Consider the following 23,955-nt stretch of genomic DNA (forward strand, 5'->3'; position numbering starts at 1 on the left):
AGGGGTAATTACCTATTCATCCCATCTTTTAATCCAGAACAAACTGAAATCGCCTATTTTCCTTCCAATTGCAGACCTTGAAATCACCTACTCAGAAACCAAATTAGAGAAATATTGAAAGTTGTGATTAGGAATGAAGTCATCTTGATAAAAGGGTAATGTCCGATTGGTATGATGTGCAAATACAAAATTCCATATTTGCACAAAACGACTTAAGTGCAATTATAAATAACTTTAAGACCTTTTAGCAAGTGGAAAATGAAGTGCTTCAAAATCACCAACTGATGCAATACACACTGCATTCTTGAAGAAATTTTTAGTTTTACGATATAAAAACGAATGATGTCATTTCCATCCCAAATCCAGAGTCCCGAAGAATACAAATCAGCCTATCAGAAAAGTGTCTCCGATCCGGAAGGTTTTTGGGCTGACGTCGCGGCCCATTTCTTTTGGCACAAAAAATGGGACTCTGTTCTGGAATGGAATTTCACCGAACCAAAAATAAATTGGTTTAATGGTGCGCGACTCAACATTACCAAAAACTGTCTCGACCGCCATCTCAGCAATCTGGGTAACAAACCGGCCATCATTTGGGAGCCCAATGACCCTGATGAACATTATCGCGTCCTCACTTATCGCGATCTTCACCAAAAGGTCGTACAATTTAGCAACGTATTAAAAAACAATGGCATCACCAAAGGAGACCGCGTTTGTGTGTACATGGGAATGATCCCCGAACTGGCCATTGCAATTTTGGCTTGTGCACGAATTGGTGCCATCCACTCGGTTATATTTGGTGGTTTCAGCGCTCAAAGCATTTCCGATCGCCTGGAGGACGCTGGCGCCACTTGTATCATTACTTGTGACGGAGCCTACCGTGGAAGCAAAGACATCCCATTAAAATCAGTTATAGACGATGCGTTGATTGGAAATCATACGGTAAGAAAAGTAATCGTATGCACCAGAACCCGCACCCCGGTGAGCATGATCAAAGGACGCGATGTATGGTGGGAAGACGAAATTAAAAAAGTTGAAACACAAGGCAATCCTGATTGTCCGGCAGAAGAAATGGATGCCAATGACGAGTTATTCATATTATACACTTCAGGTTCTACCGGCAAACCAAAAGGGGTCGTGCATGCATGCGGGGGATACATGGTCTGGGCTTATTATACTTTCATCAATGTTTTCCAGTACAAACCCGGTGAAGTGCATTTTTGTACGGCAGATATTGGGTGGATTACCGGACATAGCTATATCGTATATGGTCCATTGAGTGCAGGAGCCACCACGCTGATGTTTGAAGGAGTCCCTACCTGGCCTGATGCCGGGAGATTCTGGGAAATCGTAGACAAACATCGGGTGAACATTTTGTACACGGCTCCCACTGCCATCAGAAGTTTGATGGGATATGGGATCACCCCATTTGAAGGCAAGCAACTTACTTCTCTGAGGGTACTGGGAACCGTTGGAGAACCGATCAACGAAGAGGCCTGGCATTGGTATGATCAGCAGGTGGGCAAAGGCAGGTGCCCCATAGTAGACACCTGGTGGCAAACAGAGACGGGTGGAATTATGATCTCAAACCTTGCGGACATAACCCCTGCAAAACCTTCTTTTGCAACACTACCTCTTCCCGGTGTCCAACCCATCTTGGTGGACGATCAGGGAAACGAAATTCATGGAAACAAAGTAAGCGGAAATCTGTGCATCAAATTTCCATGGCCGGGTATGCTACGCACCACATACGGCGATCACAATCGCTGCAGGTTAAATTATTTTTCTACATACCGTGAACTGTATTTCACCGGAGACGGATGCATGCGCGACGATTTGGGAAATTATCGGATTACTGGGCGGGTAGATGATGTGTTGAATGTAAGCGGACACCGACTCGGCACTGCCGAAATTGAAAACGCACTCAACATGCATCTGGGAGTGGTGGAAAGTGCGGTGGTAGGATTTCCTCACGACATCAAGGGACAGGGAATCTATGCGTTTGTGTATTACAACGGTCATTTTGAAAATGAACAACTCACGCGTCAGGATATTTTACAAACCGTCAACCGCATCATAGGCGCCATTGCGCGTCCTGATAAAATACAATTCGTTCCCTCACTTCCCAAAACCAGAAGTGGGAAAATCATGCGGAGAATACTCAGAAAAATCGCAGAAGGAGAACTCGAACAATTGGGCGACACTTCTACCTTATTGGATCCGGGAGTTGTTCAGGAAATTATTCAGGGTAGATTGTAATAAACCATAAGTTCCATAGCCTTAAATGATTTATATTGCCATTCAAAATAATGCGAAAACCTACATAAATTATGTGCAGCAAATGCTTGAAGCCAGTACCAACGAAATGTAAGTGATAACGGAGTCCAGCTCTCAAAAAACTACACAAATCTCTCTACATGTCTTGACAAAAATGGACTTATTCAAAAAATTAGACAGATCAAATTAGGCTGCTAAACATGAACTTTTTCATAAAAATCTTCTATTGGTGATTTTCCATTCAACCCATATTATGCATTATGGTTTCGTTATTAAAGGCAAAAGATCTATAAAAACAAACGCTCCCATGAATGAATGGTCTTTGATTATCATCAAAGTAATGACCGAAAGTTCATCAAGTTAACCATATTTTAATTTTCAACTAAATTTGGATATCAGTGATAAGATTAATTAGGTGAATGATTAATTTTACCCAAAATACCAACTATTGAATATTAATAAATTCCTAGAACTGGTCAAAAGCAAAAAGAAGCAACACCAGCAAGTCTTTAAAAAGTTAAAAGGTACTGACACAAAAGTACTTGACCGAAATTTTCATCAAGCACATCAGGAAGTATTCACAGAATTCAATTGTCTCGAGTGTGCCAACTGTTGTAAAACAACAAGTCCAAGACTTTATCCTATAGATATTGAAAGAATGGCACATGCATTACAAATGAGGCCATCAGAATTGATGGACAAGTATATTGTAATTGATGAAGATCAGGATTACGTTTTTCATTCATCTCCTTGTCCTTTTTTGGAACAAGACAATACTTGCAGAATTTATGATTTCCGACCTAAAGCGTGTCGGGAGTATCCACACACTGACAGAAAGAATATGACTCAAATTCTTGATCTCACATATAAGAATATTGCTGTCTGTCCCGCAGTGTTCATAATGATAGAAAGAATTAAGGATAAAATGAAATTGTAATACGATTTTTTTCTATTTCTCAACTACGTCTTGGCAGATTCAATTTATATTTTAACTTTGAAAAATTTTTTGCCATTTGGCATTATCGTTGTATTTCATTTTAAAGCCATGGATACACCGCAACGTATATGCAAGCTACACCAAACATGGGTTAAAACTGATCACGAAAATTTCAGGCATTTATTAAATCATTCCCTTTCTTAAAAGATCGATTTTTATCGAAGCTGGTTATCCCTTTTACTACTAACAATGAATGTGATCTATAATTTATGAATACCAGTCTATCTTAAATTAATCCTAAAATTATATGCTCACTCATAAAATGATACTTTCTCTTTTGGTGTGAAATGCCCATTTAAATAAATAATGTAACAATCCTTCTATCGTAAAATTTTACATTCCTAAAAATTCAATAGACCAAATTCTTTCAGTTGTTGAATTTTGTCATTGAACCAAAATAATTCAAAATCAGGAAACTGATCGATCAGTTTGGATTTTAGATCGGCATAGGTTTTTAACTCCTCACAATTTTTCAATGCAATCTGCTCCAATGCAAATAACAAACATTTGCCTTCTTCAGGATTCAATTCAATTGTTAAAGCACTTTGCTTGTTGTGAAAGTAAAATGATTGCAACTCAATTTTTTTACCTTTTATTATTTTATTTATGGCGGAAATCTCCGGGCTTTTTCCTAGCCACACCCATTTGGCGTGCGGCCTGATTACAAGCGGCTCTTCCTGCGCTAAACATTTGAGAATAAAATCATCGTCAACAGTCGTGCGCGGAATTTTAAAATTAAACCATTCCTGCAATGGAAATTCATATCCAATTCCATGCATGTAGTTGTACAGCGATTTTTTAAGTCCATAACTGAATTTATCATGATCAATATTGGTCTTATCGCTGAACTGAATATCGTTGTTGGCAAAAGTAATTTCATGCTTCTCCGTAACCAATCCATAGGCCTCCGGATCCTGCCCAACTGGACTGTGTGCAGTTAGGGCAAACTGATGCCAGAAACCCGAGCGGATCACTTCTGTTTGAAAAAGTTGTCTCACCATCTCAAGACTGTCCACCGTCTCCTGAACGGTCTGCGTAGGAAATCCATACATAAGATATGCATGTACCATAATGCCTGCCGAAGTAAGATTTCCGGCGACTTTGGCAACCTGCTCTACAGTGACACCTTTTTGAATCAGCTGGAGCAATCTGTCTGATGCAACTTCCAGACCTCCCGATACAGCCATGCATCCGGATGCATTCAACAACAAACACAAATCAGGGGTAAAGCTTTTTTCAAATCTGATGTTGGTCCACCAACTCACGACCAAATCCCTTCGCAAAATTTCCAGTGCAAGCTCCCGCATCAATGCCGGCGGTGCTGCCTCATCCACGAAATGAAATCCCCTTGTACCTGTAGCAGCAATCAGTTCTTCCATGCGGTCTACCAATAATTTTGCCGCTATGGGTTCATAGAGTTTGATGTAATCTAAAGTAATATCACAGAAGGTACATTTACCCCAATAGCAACCATGCGCCATGGTAAGTTTATTCCACCGACCATCGCTCCACAAACTGTGCATGGGGTTTGCGATTTCGATGACAGAAACATACCGGTTAAGTGGCAAGTCATTGTAATCCGGTGTTCCAAGTTCACTTTGATGATAATCCTTGCATACAGGATTGTCAAAGTAGCGGACCATTCCATCTGACTTTAAAAATGTTCTTTTGAGTTCGCTGAGCCCCTGTGTTCCACTTATAAATCCTAATAAATTTTCCAATGGCCGTTCGCCATCATCCAGACAAATAAAATCAAAATAATCAAATACACGGACATCCGACAATTCTCTCAACTCGGTATTTACAAACCCACCTCCCATCGAAGTTTTGATGTGAGGAAAATGTTTTTTAACAAATTGAGCACAACGGAAAGCCGCATAAAGATTACCGGGAAAAGGTACCGAAATGCAAATTAATGCAGGCTTCACTTCTTCGAGTCTGTCGGCAAGTATGCGAAGACTGATCTTGTCAAAATAGCAAAGGCTTGATTGCAGACTTTGGTGTAGCTCTTCAAAACTATTAGCCGACCTGCCCAGTCGTTCTGCGTAACGGCTAAAACCAAAATGCTCATCCACACATTCTTTGATAAAATCAGAAAGGTCTTCGAGATATAAAGTTGCCAGATGCTTTGCTTTGTCCTGAATGCCCATTCCACCAAAAGCCCATTCCAGATCAACAACTTCGTCAAATCTTGATGCCTCTGGAAGGTAATTGCCCTGCGCAAGCAGTTGTGCCAGCGTCGGATTTTTTCCTTGCAGAAATTCAATGACAGGATCAATGGTTTTCACATACTCATCCCACAAATTGTACATTCTCTTTGCATTGGGAGACCATTCAGGAATGCATTCCACCGGCTTCAATTGCTGCAATCCGTTTTTTGAAAAAACATCCAAAATCACTTCTATTCCCAAATCCATCTGAAAGGAAGCAATTCCCTTTGTGTTCAGAAATCCTTTCAGGTAGGACGTGGCCGGATACGGAGTATTCAGTTGTGTAAATGGAGGAGTAAGTAGAAAAATGCTTTTCAAAAAAATCTAATTTCACAAAAGTACATGTAAAATCTGTTTGGCTCCTGTAAAGATTCCAACATTGTTAGTATTACTTATGTGTGTGGTCTTTTTCGCCGATTGAATTCAACCGGCTCTTTCTTTTTTCAACAGGAGATAAGAATACACCACCGGAACAATTACCATGACGCTCACCAGGACAAAGAAAATAATAAATACCAATTTGCTGTCCTGCAACAATAAACTAAGGAACACAATCAAAATGCCCCCTGCCATCCAAACCTTACTGGCGAGACGATGTGTGAGCTTCCATACAGACTCACTTTCCAAAGTCCAGGGAGTACGAATACCTACAAAATAATTTGGTCTGACAGTCTGCATATAATTACCCAATCCTGCAAACAATGCACCCATAAGAACCAATAAAATATTGGCATTCTCCATTCCCCCTTCCTTAGCAGCATTCAATATAACTACGTTCAAAGCAGCCATAAAAACAGCTATCAGCAACCTTATGCTAAAGAAATTATCGCCCATTTCCTGAATCTTCTTCTTGGGATCAATGGCGGGAATGATCAACATCAGAAAATAAATTCCAAGACCCAATATAGCTGGCAAATAAAGCAGCGTGCTCCTGGAAGACCAACCATCCGCCGTGCCCTCGATATTAAAGTGAGTAGCCACCCTTTCAGGCAATTGCTGCCAAATGAATGCAAGATAAATATAGGGCAGTAATGAAATTAAGATCAGTAAAATTTCTTTGGTCAGCTTATTCATAAATCTATTTTTTCAGTGATAGAATATAATCCAGCAAATCGTCTACCATGGTCGTATTGATGGAGTAAAAGACATATTGCCCTTGCTTGACCGTGGTCACCAATCCCGCCCTCTTCAGCTTATCCAGATGATGTGAAATACTGGGTGCGGTCATGTCAAACTTGGCAGCAATATCCCCTGCTGTCAAATCCCGCTTGCGCAACAACTTCAGGATATCCCTCCGTGTCGGATCATTCAACGCCTTAAAGACATCGTTCATAAACAGAGGCTACTAAATTAATAATTATACAATTAGACAAATATCTAATTATCTAATTAATTCACCAAATAAAATGTATTTTTTTACGAAAAATACATACTCCACGAAACTCCTTGACTTCAACTATAAATGAATTGGAAGTAGGTTTATAGTGTTTGGGAGTATTCTCAATGCCAAGATCCCATTTACCATTCACAACAAATCCCGCAACAAAAACTCAACCTCCATCTTCCTACCCTCTCTCAATACTTTCAATTTAATCTGCTTCCCTGCATTATTGGATAAACGCCGCTGGATGGTATTTAAGTTAAGGTATTCCGCACTGGTTTTATTTAATTTGAGGATGAGATCGCCTTCCTTAATTCCTGCCAGAGCAGCCGGACTGTTGTTTACCAAATGACTTACATAAAAATTTTTAAGCTGGGGACCACCTGCCAGACAAGTGATTCCCGATCTGTCGAATCGCAATTGCTCATTGTAATTTTTTCTGGATTTTAAATATACCCTGGAATGATTATAATCGAAAACTACTTTAAAACGCTCCAAAATTTGATTGCCAATAATTCCTTGTTTTCTGTCCTTCTCCCGCTCCATAAATTCTGTATCGAGTTCCTGAAAATAAGTAAGCAATGCAGGAAACTGAAAAGTACAAAAATCAAAGGATTTGGTTCTTCCGACATAACCATTGATCAATCCTCCAATTCCGGAACCCAACTTTCCGGGAACCAATTGAGCAGGTAATGCAACATTGGTTTGCTGGCCTGTATAAATTAAAAGAGACAAGCCTGCCCCTGTATCCAACAAGAGATTCATCTTCACTGCTGTATGATCTTCCAGGGTTTTCATCTCTACTTCGATATAGGGTTTATTACGGTAAATATGGATCGGACAAGTCTGGTATTTTTTAAGTTTCTTTTCATTCAATTTATCATGCAGAAGGATGACATGGGCTGAATAGTTTATTTCAATCAGGTAATTTTTAAAATGAGAAGCGCTTAGAATACCGTGAATTTCCTCGCCCACTATTTCAGAAACTCCGGTAACCGGTTTCTGTAAGACAAGAAGTGGAAGGCTTACTTCACCCATTCCCTGAATAAATAAGCTGAGCGGCTTGGTCACCCATGCATTCATTTCTTGTTGAAGATCCGAACCAAGCACCTTTACTTCACGGCTGTAAACATCTTTAAAAATATCCGTGTACTTACTTTCAAAAAGTAAATGATGTTCTGCGCCTGTATCAAATATCAGCTTGAGGGGAATTATTCCTTCCAGATTTACTTCAAGGATGATAAAAGATTGAACATACCGAAAAGGAATGCGTATGGACTTGGCTCCAAAAATATCACCGGTACTGATCACAAAAAAGCATAGGCACCATAAACACAACCCGGGCTTTTTGAATGTTTCGATCATCAGATTCTGCAATTACCTCTGACAAGATAGGAATAGACGTTGACAATACAAACTATTATTTCCGAATCCACCTAGTAATTGTAAGATGCACAAAATTATCTAAACCTTTTCTAAATAGATTTAGATGTTTGCAAAAAAAAAGCTAATTAGTCTTTTACAAAAACCTTGGCAAAATAAACTTTGCTACCTGTCTGATATTTGAGCAGATAAAGTCCCGATTGTAAATCCCTTGTTCTAATAGGGATTAATTCACCCTGCCCGTCCAGTTCCGGCAGGTCTAATTTTATGAATTGTCCGGACAAACTGTACAAACCTAAAACATCCTCCTTATGGAATGGCGTAGGAAGTTGCAAATAAAATAAGTTCTTAAATGGATTGGGGAACACCTTCATTCCATGATCTCCATTTTCAAAATCATTTACCCCGGTGGCACAATCGTTCGCTGCCGCAAAACTTGGTTTGGTAAATAGTTGCCATTGGGTTGCACAACGGCCATAAGAATTATCATCCTGCTGCTCGGAATAGAATATAGAATCAATCACACCGGCAGCATTGCTTAGAAATATTTGCTCACCGGATTTGGACAATTTAAAATTTGTATGTAGGCCAGCACTCATACCATCTTCATCAGCCCAGATGCACAAAAAACTTTTTGGAAGTATGGTGGTATCCGGAAACGACCATTTGGCAAGATTGTCAGATTGGTCAGACAGATAAGCCCCGCGAAGGGACAGAGGACGATCTGTACTGTTGTACAATTCAATCCAGTCATCATAATCACCTCTCTCATCTTGCTTGTAACTTTTGTTGGATGCCATGAACTCATTGATCAGAATTTCTCCGGATAATATGCTTTCATTTTTTAAGTACAATGAATGAAATTCATATTCTGCCCTGGGTGGAGAAAGGCTTGCAATATTGTTATTCTCTGCAAAAATATAATATTGGATTTCGTCTGTTTGTGGGGCCACCAATTGGTTTGCAAACACTCCATCACCTGCAGTGCCGTCTTGGTGCAAACCATCGTCATAAAGCGTAATACTTGAGAAAAGTGCGCGTCTGGTGGCGCGATAGTAAAGAACTACATTATCGGCTTGTGTCACCTGAACATTGAAGGAAATCAATTCTTGTGGCGAGGGTTTAAGCGGCTCTGTATTGATTTGATGGATAATCGGTGAGGCTACGGAAAGTTCCGGCACTGTGTTCAAATAATTAAATCTGGCTTGAGCAAAACTGACCAGCCCCGGATATATTTTTCCTGCAGGTGGATTTATCTGAAAATCGGATTGAAGGTTTAGATTAAAAGCAGCATCTGTAAAAAATTTATTCTTGTCCTGAGATACGGCATCCCTAACCAAATTTTGAAGATACACGCCTTGTGATTGATAAAAATTATTTTGCTTCGCATCGCTCATAATGGTGCCCAAATGTGCGAGATATCTTTTTTTCCAAGATGGTATGGACAATAATTTTGAGATCAATGGTCGTTCTGCATTGGTTACATGCAACAAGGGTGAGAGGGTGATCATTTGTTGTAAATTCAATTGCCCCATTCCGGAATTTGTAAACGCCCCGTAAAATTCATTCAAATCCCACATAATAGGATTAAAACGACCATGTTCATCCTGATAAATCAGATAGTTGTGTCCTGAGCCACTGTAACTATCCAGATTGACGTAAAAGTTATTCAATGCCAACATCCAAAGTGCTCGGTCCACATCCAGAACAGATGATATTCCGGCAGGATTTTGATTTAATGTTTTTAAAAATCTAACCAATTCATCCCAACCACTCTCAGATTCGATTTCGTAATTATTTTGATAGCATGCCGAATCGTCCGAGATAAATTTCAAGGCTGAACCCGACCCGCCCATTGGGCAATTTCCGGGTAATTGTTTTTGTTTTTCAACACGATCACATTGAAAATAAACTCCATCCGAAGTATAAAAATGCTGCTCGAGAAAATCATTGTCCAGATCCTGAACATTCGTATACAAACCCAGATAAGTATCATTGACAAAAACCTTTATAAAATTTGCCAGAGCTGCGGGCATGTATTGCCGAACAATTTGATAACCTAAAGCCTCTCTTAAAAAACTTGGATCCATAAATCCATTGGAAAGTTTAAGGGTATTTACGCCTTCATAAGATTGATCATCCCGGATAAAATCAAGTTTAATGTTCAGCGGATTTTTTACTCTGGTTGGATTGTAGGTACTGTTTCCTTTATATCGTATTCCTGCACTGTCGTATGCAATTCCATTGAGAATTACTTTTGTTGCCACTAAACGCAAATCAGGATCTGCTGTATGCAATGAATCCAACTTCTTATCCCAATCCCCGGTGGGAAAGGTGATTCTGATCTCCTGAACTTTATCACTGTCATAGAGTGATTGAGCCTGAAAGGACTGTCCATCCAAAATAAACGCAAGCAAACAAATTACAGGTGAGGACCTGAATGGGTATTTTAAAATAAATTTCTTAAATAATTTCATACACTAAATAACTTGGTTGAGGTGATAAACTAATCGACTCTATCCAATCTATGAAAGGCTTCGCTATTCAAAATGTACTAATATCAAAGTCCGGATCTAAATGATCAGCTTATCAATTGCTTAAGACCATAACGGATCAACAAAATACCTCCAACGATCACCAGTAATACAATATAGAAAGGCATAAAACTGATGGCATAAATGTGGGTACGGTCCAGCACCCACATTAATGTAAGTATAACTCCTATGATCAGCATGAATCCTGTGAGTTTGTCAAATCCCGGCACATCATCCAGATTTACAAATCTTCTGATGATGGCTATCGTAACAACCATTGAAAGTATTGGAAAAAACTGTATCATCAGTTGGGTATCCATAATACTGCGACGCTCCCAAAAGAAAAAATAAATATTCAATGTCACCGCAAATATTCCCGGAATACAGATGGCATAAACCAAAACTGCAAACAAATAATTCCAGGGGCTTTGTGAAGAATCGGGTTCCGTAACCCAACCAAGCACCAAGGCAATTGCCGGGATGCCCAGAAAAAAATACAGGCTAAAGTTTGGATTGGCCTGGATCATGTCAAAGAATTGCTGTAAGGTCATAAAGGGTTTTTATATTTCCAAAAACAGTTTCATCGGATCTTCAATTAACTCCTTCACTTTTACCAGAAAACTTACGGAAGAACTTCCATCGATGACCCGGTGATCATAAGACAAAGCAAGATACATCATAGGGCGTATAACCACTTGTCCATTTACTGCAACCGGTCGATCCTTGATGGCATGCAAGCCTAAAATAGCTGATTGGGGTTCATTGATGATCGGGGTACTCATCAACGAACCAAACACTCCTCCATTGGTAATGGTGAAGGTCCCCCCCGACATTTCCTGCAAACTTAGTTTTCCTGTACGCGCCTTCTCTGCCAATTCTTTGAGCTTTATTTCGAATTCATGAAGCTTCATACTTTCAACATTGTGTATGGGAGGCACAACCAACCCTGTCGGGGTGGAAATGGCCATCGAAATATCCACATAATCGTGATAGATCAGCTCCTCTTCGTCAATAAATGCATTGACCTCCGGCATTTGCATCAGCACCTGGGCACAAGCCTTGGCGAATACCGACATAAATCCTATTTTAATGCCGTACTTAGCCTGAAACTTTTCATTGTACGTCTGCCTGAGCTCCATCAGCCTGGACATGTCAGCCTCGTTAAAAGTGGTGAGCATGGCCGTTTCATTTTTAGCGGATACAAGCCGCTTGGCAATGGTGCGCCGCATTCTTGACATCTTTTCTCTTCTTTCAGGACGTGTTCCTGTCATCACCTTTGATGTGTTAGACGAGCTCAGGATGTTTGTTGCAGGATTTTCTAAAGGAGAGGTGGATTTCTCGCTTTTCGAGTTGATTGCCTCCAGAACATCGCCCTTGGTAATTCTTCCTTCTTTTCCACTGCCTGGGACATCATCAACTTTTAGTTCATGCTCACGCATTAATTTGGCAGCTGCAGGCGCTGGATGCTGTACCAATTTATTTGTTGGAGCTTCTGAACCAATAATTTCTGATGGTTTGTAAGAAGTTTGAGGTGTTTCCATTTCTCCGGAGACAGACACATCAATTTGTGCTACCACTGCCCCTATGCTGAGATCATCTCCTTCATTGGCCAAACGCTTAATTCTTCCTGCTTTTTCAGCTGGCAGTTCAAATGTTGCCTTATCTGACTCAAATTCACAAAGGGCCTGATCCAGTTTTACCATCGCGCCATCCTCCACAAGCCATTTGGCGAGGGTCACCTCGGTTACAGATTCTCCGATGGAGGGCACTTTTATCTCGATCACGTTCATATGGAATGATTTAGCTCAAAAGTAGACAAAGCTGACCAAAAAAGGTTTATGATTTAGGCCACCTTGATTGGAGATTTACCCAGTTTCAGAATTTGCCCATGAATCCCGGCTTATTTATTTTTTGTAAAAGACACGTTCTGACAAAGCTTTATTATCATTGCAAAATAAAAATTACCCGGACTTGCAACACTCCTCTCTCCAAAGTAAACATTACCCCGCCAAGATTCTTTTTGTTGGCGAATATGGACTTTTGTATGGAGGAGAGGCTCTAAGCATTCCTTATCCAAATCTTGGAGGCAGTTGGGATTTTGGACAAAATAATTTCCCTAGGTTGGACGATTTCTGTGATTACCTGGATGGAAATGAAACATTGATAAAGTCATTGGATCTGAACCGGTTTCGTCAAGATCTGGAGAATGGATTGTATTTCAACAGCAACATTCCGCAATCTTATGGACTAGGGAGCAGCGGATGTCTTTGTGCAGCCGTTGCTGATCGGTATGGTAAAAATCTTAGCGGCAATCCTGCACTCCTCAGAGATTTATTCATCCAGATGGAATCCTTCTTTCATGGATCTAGCTCCGGATTGGATCCTTTGGTTTCTTATCTGAACAAACCTCTTCATCTGATCCATGAAGGTGAGCCAAAGGTTTTGGAAAACAACATAGTACTGGAAAACGAATGGTATCATATTAGCCTTGTAGACAGCGGAATTCCACGCAATACAAAGGAATGGGTCAAAATCTTTAAAGAACTGATGCAAGATCCGGAATACCACCGGGGATATTCTGAAAAAATGCTCCACGCAAATAAAAATCTGATTGAAGCATTCATCAGCCAAAACAATGACCGCATCATTCAAAATTGGCAAACCCTCAGTGAATTAAGTTTCTGTTATTTCTATCAATTTATTCCTGATGGGATAAAATACAAATGGGAAAAAGGGATACAGGACCGGACCCTATTTTACAAGCTCTGTGGTGCAGGCGGTGGTGGATTTTTTCTGGCACTTGAAATTAAAAAGTGAGAATAAAATTCCTTCTGATTGAATAATCTTATATTTACTCAGACAAGCATCCACAATCATGAAAAGCTGCCTACTTTTCTTTCTATTTTTTTTAAATATTCATGGATCATTTGCACAAAGCCTGATCGTGAATCATCATTCTGTTGCAGAGTTTGACAGCATTCCGGAAGTATATAAAAACCAGGCAGCAAAATTACGAATGTTGTTCATGGATCGTTCAGTAGGCTTTAACATTTCCACTTATCTGGATTGTCTTTCTACTCCTTGGGCCACCTCTCTTTCCTCCTGCAAAAGATACGAACACAAAGACCCTTTGTACAACTCTGATCCAAAAGAAGTCCTATGGGAAAGAGTATGGGACAGAAGCAACTGGCGCTACGAATTCTGGCCAACCAGCTGCTCGGAAGATGTCACTTGTTTTATAAATTTTATAGAACCCAAATTAGATTCATTTGACGTAATGGGATGCCAATTCAGCTACCTTGCGGTTACACCCGGTGCCAGAATTGCAGATCCTACCACCGGTTTTTTCGGAAACCAGACAAGTGGTAATAAAGCCAATACTTATGCAAATTTTTCCATCCAGCATCCTGATAAAAAACTCATCTGGTGGACAACCTCCCTGGCGAGGGGAATCGGGACCATGGAATCAGAATCTTTCAACAGGCAAATGCGAGATTATGCTACAAGGAACAACATCATCCTCTTTGATGTAGCAGATATTTTATCACACGACCCATCCGGCAATCCATGTTATGATAATCGGGATGGGGTAAGCTACCAGACTGAAAACTATCCGGATGATGGGGTTGATCTGGAGGCGATTTGTCCGCACTATACTACAGAGACCGAAGGCGGCCATTTGGGTTCTGCCTCTTCAGGTGGAGTCCGCGTTGCCAAAGCCTTCTGGGTGCTGATGGCCAAAATCGCAGGCTGGAAAGGTATTTCCACCAAAATTAATGAAATATCAAAAGGCGATTTTATACTGTATCCCAACCCTGCAGCAAACTATTTATTTGTCAAATCGCTTCAATCCAAAAACCTTAAGCACAACCCCACCCTGACATTTAAAACCCTTGAAGGAAAATCCATTTTATCGAAAACAATCCATGATCAGGATCTTATCAATGATTCAGAATATAAAATTTCTCTGCAAGACATGTCTAATGGATATTACATCATCGAACTAAAAACCAGGGATAAGCATTTTCTCCATAAACAAGTAATCTGCCGCTGATCAAACTGCCTTTTATCCCAAGTCATTCACTGAACTACGAATGCAAAGACTTTTAAATTCTTCTGAAAACAATATAATCTTATATTATTGGTTCTTATAGCTGCTTTTTAACATCGGATAATTTTTAGTTTTTATTTAACTAACTTCTTTATTGGATATTACTATTATTAGAGGATATTTGCATGAATCAAAAAATCTATCAACTGTACTACATATGAATTCTATTTTATCATTTTTCTTGATTTTAATGACTGTACAATTTTCCTTCAGTCAAACCCCTGCTGCAGGTAAACAAAATCCAGTACTTTACAGAGAAACAGCCAGACCTGAAGACAAAATTCAGAAAACATTCCCTTATGATATTAAATTAAAAAATGCGGATGGAAAAGAATTTGTCTCATCAAGTTTATTCAAACAAAATGGCAAACCTACTGTTCTGCTTTTTTGGCTTACAACCTGCGGACCCTGCAAAATGGAAATGGAAGCCATTAAAAATAAATACGAATCCTGGTCAAAAGAATCAAAATTTAACTTTTTTGCCATATCCACTGATTGGAGCCACAATACCGAAAAATTTGTGGAACGCGTAAAAACCTCCGGTTGGCCATTTGCAGCTTACCATGATTTTAATCAGGAATTCAAGTATGTGATGCCTGGTGGTTTAAATGGACTTCCCCAGGTTTTTGTATTGAATAAAAAAGGCGAGGTGGTCTTTCATAAAAGAAAATACATGCCCGGTGATGAAGACAAACTGTTCGAAGAAATAAAGAAACTCTAAGCTGATTTACATAAGAAAAGATTTTGAAATAAATTTAAAATAAGCTGAAATTGCTCAGCAATTTTAATTAAGAAGAGGAGTCTGAAAACAAATTTCAGACTCCATTTTTATATAACCCATCTAACAAATTCTACTGAAAAATATCATCTTGAATATTTCACTCAATCAACTGAAAACATTGCAGAAAATAACCATCGCTGAAATAAATTCGTTTTGTGACAGGATCATAAGTTGGATCACTGATGTAGGTGTCAAAATATTCTTTGCTTTCATTTGATGAATCGTATTCAATAAGTTTCTTACCATTTGATGCATCAAATATGTATAATGTTCTATTTGAAAAAATGATTTTGCCACCAATGCATCTGATTCCACCCAAGGCAACTCCCGGCACATCCGTCTTCCAATTTTCAATTCCTGTCCTTTGATTCAAGGAAAATATATTGCCATTCCCTATTATAAAATATACATTTTGATCATCAAATTCAAGATTTGAATTTGCCATATATTGGCCACCGTGTTTGTCTGAAAAGTCCCGCTTCCAGACGATCTCTCCATTTTCACTGTTAAAACAAAAAATGGTCCTAAAACTGCAGGTAAATACAAGTCCATCTTTTATAAAGGTGGCCAATGAATTGGGTTCAGTATTTGGATCCACGTCTTCCTTAAACCAAACCATTTCCGATTTAGTTAAATTGTAGCATGCCATGCTTGTGACTTTCGGACTACTCCAATAACCAGTCTTAAAATACAAAAGTGTATCCCCTCTTTGATCAATATGAATAGCAGGTGGAAGCACCAATGGATTAAAACCAGGTTTATCTTCAGAGAAATCGGCATGATAAATTTTTCTTTCAGAACCATTCTTCATATTGACTATGACTAAACTTTCTGTTCCGTCATTTTCCAAATATCTAAAAAAGGCCAGTTCTTCCATTCGTGTGTATTCTAAGTAATGTCCACCCCGGCTGTGTACATCAATGGACCAAATGGACTTACCAGTATTCATATCTATCCCATGTAAATTGCTGCCTGTGTACATAAATATATTTTGATAAACTGGCATTATGGTTTGAGACAAGTTCATCGTTTCTCCCTTTCTATCCGGGTAATGATCATCCCAACTCCAGCAAGATCGACCGGAATCTTGTTTAAATGCCATAATATGATCATTTAGCAAACTCAACAAAATAGCATCACTTACTAATACTTTATCCTTGTACAAAACTGGTGGAATGGACAGGCTTGTTTCCGGTCTTTTTGGAAGTAAAGTTTGCCAAATTAATTTAAGTTTGGTGGTTTCGGATCCTCCTGATGGAGGATCCGAAATAGAAGCTGTATAATCATCGCACGACATGGTCAACAACATCAATGCCATCCAAATATTTTTCATATGCCTAATTTTTGTTCTGTCTTAAAAAATTGACAATACTTCCCTACAAACATCAAATCTGTTGTGGATCTTTTCGTATTTCTATCATTCCGCATTTGTTGATGATTACTGAATAAAAATCATCACAAATAAAATTCGGAAAATCAATCATGGGTCCCTTAGGCACTAGGGCATTTAATGCTCTTTGATTTCCATGAATGATAACCATTCAGTTAGACCTCAATTCAATGAACCATAAAAAGTCAATATTGCTTCATTCAATCAACTGAAAACATTGCAAAAAATAACCATCGCTGAAGTATAGTCGTTTGGTAAGTGGATCATAAGTTGGATCACTGATGTAGGTGTCAAAATATTCTTTGCTTTCATTTGATGAATCATATTCAATCAACTTCTTCCCATTGGATGCATCAAATATGTAAAGCCTTCTGTTGGAAAAAATGATTTTACCTCCAATGCATCTGATTCCACCCAGGGCGACTCCCGGTACATCCGTCTTCCAATTTTCAATTCCTGTCTTTTGATTCAAAGAAAATATATTGCCATTCCCAATTATAAAATATACATTTTGATCATCAAATTCAAGATTTGAATTCGCCATATACAAGCCGCCTTGCTTGTCTGAAAAGTCCCGCTTCCAGACAATCTCTCCATTTTCACTGTTAAAACAAAAAATGGATCTTGAGCTGCAGGTAAATACAAGTCCATCTTTAATAAATGTGGCCAATGAGTTGGGTTCTGTGTTTGGTTCCAGGTCTTCCTTAAACCAAACCATTTCTGATTTGGTTAAATTGTAGCAAGCCATACTCATTACTTTCGGACTGCTCCAATAGCCCGTCTTAAAATACAACAAGGTGTCCCCAACTTGATTGATTTGAATGGCTGGTGGAAGCACTAATGGATAAAAACCAGGTTTATCTTCAGAGAAATCGGCATGATAAATTTTCCTTTCAGAACCATTCTTCATGTTGACGATGACTAAACTTTCTGTTTCGTCATTTTCCACATATCTAAAAAAGGCCAGTTCTTCCATGCGTGTGTATTCTAAGTAATGTCCACCCCGGCTGTGTACATCAATGGACCAAATGGACTTACCATTATTCATATCTATCCCATGTAAATTGCTGCCTGTATACATAAATATATTTTGATAAACTGGCATTATGGTTTGGGACAAATTCATCATTTCTCCTTTTCTATCCGGGTAATGATCATCCCAACTCCAGCAAGATTGACCGGAATCTTGTTTAAATGCCATAATATGATCATTTAGCAAACTCAACAAAATAGCATCACTTACCAATACTTTATCCTTGTACAAAACTGGTGGAATGGACAGGCTTGTTTCCGGCCTTTTTGGAAGTAGAGTCTGCCAAACTAATTTAAGTTTGGTGGTTTCGGATCCTCCTGATGGAGGATCCGAAATAGCAGGTGTATAATCATCGCACGACATTGTCACCAACATCAATGCCATCCAAATATTTTTCATATACCTTATTTTTGCTTTGTTTTAAAAAAATGACCATATTTCCCTACAAACATCAAATCTGTTGTGGATCTTTTTGTATTTCTATCATTCCGCATTTGTTGATGATTACTGTACAATAGTTGATCTTTATAGGAATTTGGAAAATCAATTGCAGAGCTCACAGGTACGACTCCATCAGATTCTTCCAGCTCTATAAATTCATAATGAAAGATTTCACGATGACTACAATAGTAATCCCAGCTCACATTCTTTTCATCGCATTCTTCGAAGCTGATATCGGAATAAATGTCCTTTCTGATTTCGGATCCTGAACCGTCGAATGACACACAGACACAATAACTTTCTGTGACTACTTTGTGTCCTGCCCCTGCCCCAATTATGACTTTCCACTTATTGTCAACAGTTTTAAGCCAGTCAAAAACTGCCCGATTGGCATTGGCCTTTTTTTGGTAGTCATTTTTTAATCCCCAGGTACCAAACCAACCTGCAGGATGCCACCACAGACCATCTAACCAATCAACCCATCCTTGCTGACTGGTATATTTAAGGTAATACTCATCCGAAACCAGATTAACTTTATCCACCATATCCTGATCTTCATTTGCAGTGTAGACAGGTACCGTCTCCGATGAAGTATTTAACCATTTTAACAAACGAAAAAATACCGGATCTTCTTCCACTCCATAAAATGCAACGTTGTTTTGAATTTTTGAATTAAACTCGTCAAAAAATACCGGCTTTTGTTTGTACTCATCCGTAATGGGTGACAAAAATTCACTCGCAAATGTTGGGGCCAATCCGGACAAAAATTCGCAGGCAGGCTTGATGAATTTTTGTTTAATTTTTTCCGGATTGATGAGCAAATCAAGCAGAAAGTTGGATTCTACAAATTCGGTTAATTTCGAATTGGCAATATGCACACAACCCTCTTCCATTAAATCTACCATGTCATCCACATGCTGCAAAATAGGTGCTCCTCCATGTGGCGTTCCATATGTAACAATTCCACCAAAATAAGGATCCCCCTTCTGGGTATTTGTACGCTCCAAATCTGCCGCCCTCACGGCCAATCCTCCCTGCGAATGAGCAATCACAAAAGGTTTTAAGTGATCTTCTAATGGTCTGTTAACTCCTTCTGAATTTTTAATCGCATCCAACAATCCCTGTCCGGCGGATTTAAGACTGATCTGTGGATATTCCGGAAATTCAGAATCTACCCAGTATTTAGTTTCAATATCGGGTCCCACCTTTTGCCAGGCCTTCAAGGCATCCCCTCCCAAACCATGGACCCAAAAAATGGTGCGACAAGGATCTCCGGTACTTGGATTGTAGCAAGATTTTGGTCCCCCGGTTGGATTGTTAGGGTCATAAGGAACTGCTGACTCAGCTATCCCATAAACAGGCTGCGCTGTCAAAGTGCTCATCAGTAGGATGTTGGTGCAAACAAATATACAAAAACAAATTAGAGTTCTCATAATTATAAAATTTTTTTTTAGTGAATTAAAATTTCAAGACTTTCCTGACAAGCTTTTTCCCCTGAAGGCTCAACTGCAAGTAATAAAGTCCCGGTACCAGGGTCCCTGAATAAATCTTCTCCGGATTGGATCTAATATCATACTCTCTGATCAGTTTTCCTGATTGATTTAACAATTGCATCTTATAGCTCAATTCTGGTTTGAAATCGACGATTGAAATATTCCAATTTCTGTTCATCTCATCATTGACAACACTGAAATCAAGGCCGCCAATTGCCGACATTGCTGATCTCTGATTTGCATTTTTGAGCTCCCGGTTATCATAAAATTCATACGCATAGCGCTTAATGATTTTATTCCAAGATCCTTTATCCCCGCTGTGAAATAAATAAGGTTTGATGGTCTGAATTTCACAATCTACATATGCATTTCCCAAAGCATAGAACTGGTGCTTTTCTGAACTCGCTTCTACACCATTCTCCTTTAGTACATCATAATAATACAATTTACTTTCATCGATCACACGGGTTTGTTGATTAAGACCTACGCGGTGAACTCCATCAGAAATTTTTTCTACACTAAAACCCTGTGCTATTAAATCATCAACGTCTTCTTTATCAAGGAAAAGGAAATTACTTAAAAGTGTTTGATTCTTAGGCAATGATGCCAATTCCGGAAAATCCTCCGATTTAATAAATTGCCCATTCAAATCAAAAATATAAACCTTGCCTTTTGCAATGACGGTAGTGCCGATCTTGCTCAAATAAGAAACTGATTTCCTTTTCAAATGTGTTACAATTTTAACTTCCGAATAATCTTGCAACAAATAAATTTCTACAAAATTCTCTTCATCTACACCTTCCAGATTCTGTTTATCCAGAATCGTCAGGTTGGCATCCTTTGGAACTGTATAAAATATTCTGTATTCTTCTTTGTAGGCTAATTTTTCAAGATACTGATTTGGCCTAAATTCATCAATACTTTGTGCAAAGCCAGCCGTACAAAATAATTGTATCAGCCAGAAAAAATAAATGTTCTTTTTCATGTGTTAAAAATTAAAAAATAAACCGGTAATCGGAACCGGCGTCCGTCATAGTCGCTTATTTAATGTGGTGCTTTCTGAATTACCCACATAACATAAAATGTCCATGTCGGGATGAATTCCAACAAATATATTTGCCAAAAGGTGGTGTCCTAAATTATCCTAAACCATGTAATAATTTTATGTTCTCAAAATAGTGTAATGTCTGATCAAACATACGGTGTTATGAATTCAAAGATAATGTGATAAATAATAATGTCAAGTTTTTTTGAAAATATTTTTATTTTTTTCAAAATAATTTCACCACAAAAAAAAAATAGCTTGTATTCAAGCTACCCAAAACAATGCTACCCTCATTCTTAATTTTACCTTATTCTATGATTGGTGATTTGTTTCCATAATCTTATTAATGGTTAGTTGAAATGAACATTCACGCCTGCTCAACCATTGATACTGTAAATCGCCTCCAACTGTGCCACTCAACATACCCCAAAGTACAAAACCCAGACTTGTCATCATCGGTGCTGGATTTGCAGGATTCACTTTAGCCAGAAAACTTTCAGGCAAAGAGTATCAGATTGTATTACTGGATCGAAACAATTATCACCAATTCCAGCCACTTTACTATCAGGTCGCGATGTCAGGTCTGGAACCCAGTTCCATTTGTTTCCCGCTGAGGAGAAGTTTTCAAGAAGAAAAGGATTTTTATGTAAGGGTCGCTGAAGTAAGTAAAATTCTTCCTGAAGATAAAAAAATTGAAAGCTCTATGGGCATCATCCGATACGACATCCTCGTACTGGCCATGGGCGCAAAAACAAATTACTATGGCAATGCAGAGTTTGAAGCAAACAGCATTCCACTGAAATCTGTTTCTGAATCACTTTTTCTGAGAAATCAAATCTTATCTGATCTGGAAAAAGCTGTGATGAGTCCTGAAGATACGGATCTTTCAGCTTTACTTGATATAGTAATTGTGGGCGGTGGACCAACTGGTGTTGAACTGGCAGGTGCTCTGGCCGAAATGAAGCAACACGTCATTCCCAAAGATTATCCGGATCTGGATTATAAAAAAATGCACATACATCTTGTACAAGGTGTTGACAGACTATTACCGGGTATGTCAATCAAATCTTCCGCAAAAGCAAAAAATGATCTGGAGCAACTTGGTGTCAATCTCTATTTAAATCAACAAGTAAAAAATATTCATGAAGGTAAAGTAACACTGGAAAATGGGTTCAGCATTGCTGCAAATAAAGTAATTTGGGCTGCTGGGGTCACTGCCTCAGGCATCCCGGGACTCCCTGAATCATCAATAGCCAAAGGTGGAAGAATTCTAACCGACGAATATTGTAGAGTCATCGGCACGCAGGATATTTTTGCGATTGGAGATCTCGCGCAACTCACTTCGCAAAAATTTCCAAATGGCCTTCCTCAAGTTGCACCGGTAGCTTTGGAGCAGGCACGATGGCTGGCCAGATTTTTGAGAAAAAAAAATACCAAACCTTATGAATATTTTGATAAAGGCAGCATGGCCACTATAGGCCGGCACAAAGCCGTGGTGGATGTTGCAGGAATGAACATCAGTGGATTCTTTGCCTGGATCATTTGGTTGTTTGTACACATTTACTACCTGATAGGTGTAAAAAATAAAATGATTGTTCTCCTCAATTGGATCTGGGGCTATATTTTCTATGATCAGGCCTTAAGGTTGCTGATCAAACCTAAAACGCCCAAAACAGAATTGGCTTAATTTTTTTGCAGAAGGAAGAATTCAAAAATTTAATGCCAGATTCTTTCTCATTCGATGCAAGGGTAGAGACCAAAGCTTATATTTGTAGCAAACTCCACCTCTGATGAGATACTTAAGTTACTTTTTATATTCATTTTGTGTGCTGCTGTATTTTTGCTTTTCCTCTTCATGCCTAAAAGCGCAGTCGCAGAACACAGACAGTGTTGGCTATCTCGCAGACACACTGATCATGACCAATCCGACAAGTGGCCTCGAAGATACCTTGGTATCCAAGACGACCATTTATGACAGAGGTGGAATCCCTCCGGTTTTCAAAAGTTGCCTGAAGGATCCCAATCCTCGTGAGTGCAATAAAAAAATTCTGAAGGAATGGAAATATAAAAGAATTCAATATCCCGATGCTGCAAAGGCGCAGAATATTCAAGGATTTGTATATGCCAAATATGTGGTGGATGCAAGTGGAAACATCGTCCGGCCTACGATCATTCAAGGACTTGGTGGTGGCTGCGATGAAGAAGTACTTAAATTTATTTATTCTCTTCCTCCATACGCTCCTGCCAAAAGAAATGGATTCGCAGTAGCTTATGAACTTAAGCTTGAAGTGAATTTTGAAAACCTGAATTCGATATCCGTAAATTCTGATTTTTCCGATCAAAATATGGTTAAAGAAAATCAGGATAGTGTGGGATTTATCATAGACACTATATATACAATGGACAGTATTACCGGATATGAAGAAGTACGAATTGTATATGAAGATGTGTACAACAAAGCTGATGTGGAACCGATTTTCAAATCCTGTGCCGATGATCCAGATCCAAAAGAGTGCAGTAAAAAGCTAATGCTGGATTCCATGTATAGGATGATTAAATATCCCGATACCGCCAGAGCACAAAAAATTCAGGGCGTGGTTTATGCAAAATACATTGTAAACACACAAGGAAAAATAGTTTCACCCAGAATCACAAGAGGACTTGGTGGCGGTTGCGATGAAGAAGTTCTTCGATTTCTGGCAGCCCTTCCGCCCTATATACCTGCAAAAAGAAAGGGCAAGGAGGTGGCTTTTGAATTCAACCTTCCGGTAAAATTTATACTCAAAAAATAAAGTTCCAGCCATTTCTTCCAGATTGTAGATTCTCCTTACTTCGGGATTAACCAATATCCCTTAACTTTGTCGGCCTTTAAAGGCTCAAAA

At 39.0% G+C, this 23,955-nt stretch carries 18 protein-coding genes; 7 read left to right on the forward strand and 11 right to left on the reverse strand.

Annotation, left to right across the window (positions count from 1 at the left end):
- Positions 1–342: 342 nt before the first annotated feature.
- Complete coding sequence (gene acs, locus IPJ53_15220) at positions 343–2,256, forward strand: acetate--CoA ligase (protein ID MBK7800451.1); 1,914 nt, start codon at positions 343–345, stop codon at positions 2,254–2,256.
- Between the two features lie 466 nt (positions 2,257–2,722).
- On the forward strand, positions 2,723–3,211 hold the full coding sequence (locus tag IPJ53_15225; GenBank protein ID MBK7800452.1) for a YkgJ family cysteine cluster protein: 489 nt from the start codon (positions 2,723–2,725) through the stop codon (positions 3,209–3,211).
- Positions 3,212–3,612: 401 nt separating this feature from the next.
- Here IPJ53_15225 and IPJ53_15230 read toward each other — a convergent pair whose 3' ends face one another.
- The 7 genes from IPJ53_15230 to odhB all read right to left on the reverse strand — a co-directional run bounded on the left by IPJ53_15230 (position 3,613) and on the right by odhB (position 12,569).
- Positions 3,613–5,799 carry a radical SAM protein gene (locus IPJ53_15230; GenBank protein MBK7800453.1) on the reverse strand — a complete coding sequence of 729 codons (2,187 nt, stop codon included), beginning with the start codon at positions 5,797–5,799 and terminating at the stop codon, positions 3,613–3,615.
- Between the two features lie 105 nt (positions 5,800–5,904).
- The gene (locus IPJ53_15235; protein MBK7800454.1) at positions 5,905–6,555 is read right to left on the reverse strand and encodes an SdpI family protein; all 651 of its coding nucleotides are present in this window, start codon (positions 6,553–6,555) and stop codon (positions 5,905–5,907) included.
- A gap of 4 nt (positions 6,556–6,559) precedes the next feature.
- Positions 6,560–6,814, reverse strand: coding sequence for a winged helix-turn-helix transcriptional regulator (locus IPJ53_15240; protein MBK7800455.1), 255 nt, complete (start codon positions 6,812–6,814; stop codon positions 6,560–6,562).
- A 192-nt stretch (positions 6,815–7,006) separates the two neighbouring features.
- Entirely contained in the window at positions 7,007–8,227 is a 1,221-nt protein-coding gene (locus IPJ53_15245) for a PDZ domain-containing protein (GenBank protein MBK7800456.1), read from the reverse strand.
- 146 nt (positions 8,228–8,373) lie between these two features.
- Positions 8,374–10,722 carry a CotH kinase family protein gene (locus IPJ53_15250; protein ID MBK7800457.1) on the reverse strand — a complete coding sequence of 783 codons (2,349 nt, stop codon included), beginning with the start codon at positions 10,720–10,722 and terminating at the stop codon, positions 8,374–8,376.
- Between the two features lie 104 nt (positions 10,723–10,826).
- Positions 10,827–11,330: a hypothetical protein gene (locus IPJ53_15255; protein MBK7800458.1), complete on the reverse strand. Its 504-nt coding sequence runs from the start codon at positions 11,328–11,330 to the stop codon at positions 10,827–10,829.
- A gap of 9 nt (positions 11,331–11,339) precedes the next feature.
- Positions 11,340–12,569 (reverse strand): 2-oxoglutarate dehydrogenase complex dihydrolipoyllysine-residue succinyltransferase, encoded by a 1,230-nt coding sequence (gene odhB / locus IPJ53_15260; GenBank protein ID MBK7800459.1) that lies wholly within the window; start codon positions 12,567–12,569, stop codon positions 11,340–11,342.
- A gap of 157 nt (positions 12,570–12,726) precedes the next feature.
- Between odhB and IPJ53_15265 the strand changes: the two genes are divergently transcribed.
- The 3 genes from IPJ53_15265 to IPJ53_15275 all read left to right on the forward strand — a co-directional run bounded on the left by IPJ53_15265 (position 12,727) and on the right by IPJ53_15275 (position 15,611).
- On the forward strand, positions 12,727–13,596 hold the full coding sequence (locus IPJ53_15265; GenBank protein MBK7800460.1) for a hypothetical protein: 870 nt from the start codon (positions 12,727–12,729) through the stop codon (positions 13,594–13,596).
- 58 nt (positions 13,597–13,654) lie between these two features.
- Positions 13,655–14,833: a T9SS type A sorting domain-containing protein gene (locus IPJ53_15270; protein MBK7800461.1), complete on the forward strand. Its 1,179-nt coding sequence runs from the start codon at positions 13,655–13,657 to the stop codon at positions 14,831–14,833.
- Positions 14,834–15,047: 214 nt separating this feature from the next.
- Positions 15,048–15,611 carry a TlpA family protein disulfide reductase gene (locus tag IPJ53_15275; protein ID MBK7800462.1) on the forward strand — a complete coding sequence of 188 codons (564 nt, stop codon included), beginning with the start codon at positions 15,048–15,050 and terminating at the stop codon, positions 15,609–15,611.
- Between the two features lie 157 nt (positions 15,612–15,768).
- Here the strand turns inward: IPJ53_15275 and IPJ53_15280 are convergent, their stop codons facing one another.
- The 4 genes from IPJ53_15280 to IPJ53_15295 all read right to left on the reverse strand — a co-directional run bounded on the left by IPJ53_15280 (position 15,769) and on the right by IPJ53_15295 (position 21,013).
- Positions 15,769–17,004: a PQQ-binding-like beta-propeller repeat protein gene (locus tag IPJ53_15280; GenBank protein ID MBK7800463.1), complete on the reverse strand. Its 1,236-nt coding sequence runs from the start codon at positions 17,002–17,004 to the stop codon at positions 15,769–15,771.
- Between the two features lie 253 nt (positions 17,005–17,257).
- A complete protein-coding gene (locus IPJ53_15285) occupies positions 17,258–18,493 on the reverse strand; it encodes a PQQ-binding-like beta-propeller repeat protein (GenBank protein MBK7800464.1) in 1,236 nt (411 codons plus the stop codon).
- A gap of 5 nt (positions 18,494–18,498) precedes the next feature.
- Entirely contained in the window at positions 18,499–19,968 is a 1,470-nt protein-coding gene (locus tag IPJ53_15290) for a hypothetical protein (GenBank protein ID MBK7800465.1), read from the reverse strand.
- Positions 19,969–19,993: 25 nt separating this feature from the next.
- Complete coding sequence (locus IPJ53_15295; protein MBK7800466.1) at positions 19,994–21,013, reverse strand: T9SS type A sorting domain-containing protein; 1,020 nt, start codon at positions 21,011–21,013, stop codon at positions 19,994–19,996.
- Between the two features lie 469 nt (positions 21,014–21,482).
- Between IPJ53_15295 and IPJ53_15300 the strand changes: the two genes are divergently transcribed.
- Positions 21,483–22,760, forward strand: coding sequence for an NAD(P)/FAD-dependent oxidoreductase (locus tag IPJ53_15300; GenBank protein MBK7800467.1), 1,278 nt, complete (start codon positions 21,483–21,485; stop codon positions 22,758–22,760).
- Positions 22,761–22,863: 103 nt separating this feature from the next.
- Positions 22,864–23,865 (forward strand): energy transducer TonB, encoded by a 1,002-nt coding sequence (locus tag IPJ53_15305; GenBank protein MBK7800468.1) that lies wholly within the window; start codon positions 22,864–22,866, stop codon positions 23,863–23,865.
- Positions 23,866–23,955: the final 90 nt, after the last annotated feature.

The sequence above is a fragment of the Candidatus Vicinibacter affinis genome (genome assembly GCA_016714365.1).
Classification (GTDB): domain Bacteria; phylum Bacteroidota; class Bacteroidia; order Chitinophagales; family Saprospiraceae; genus Vicinibacter; species Vicinibacter affinis.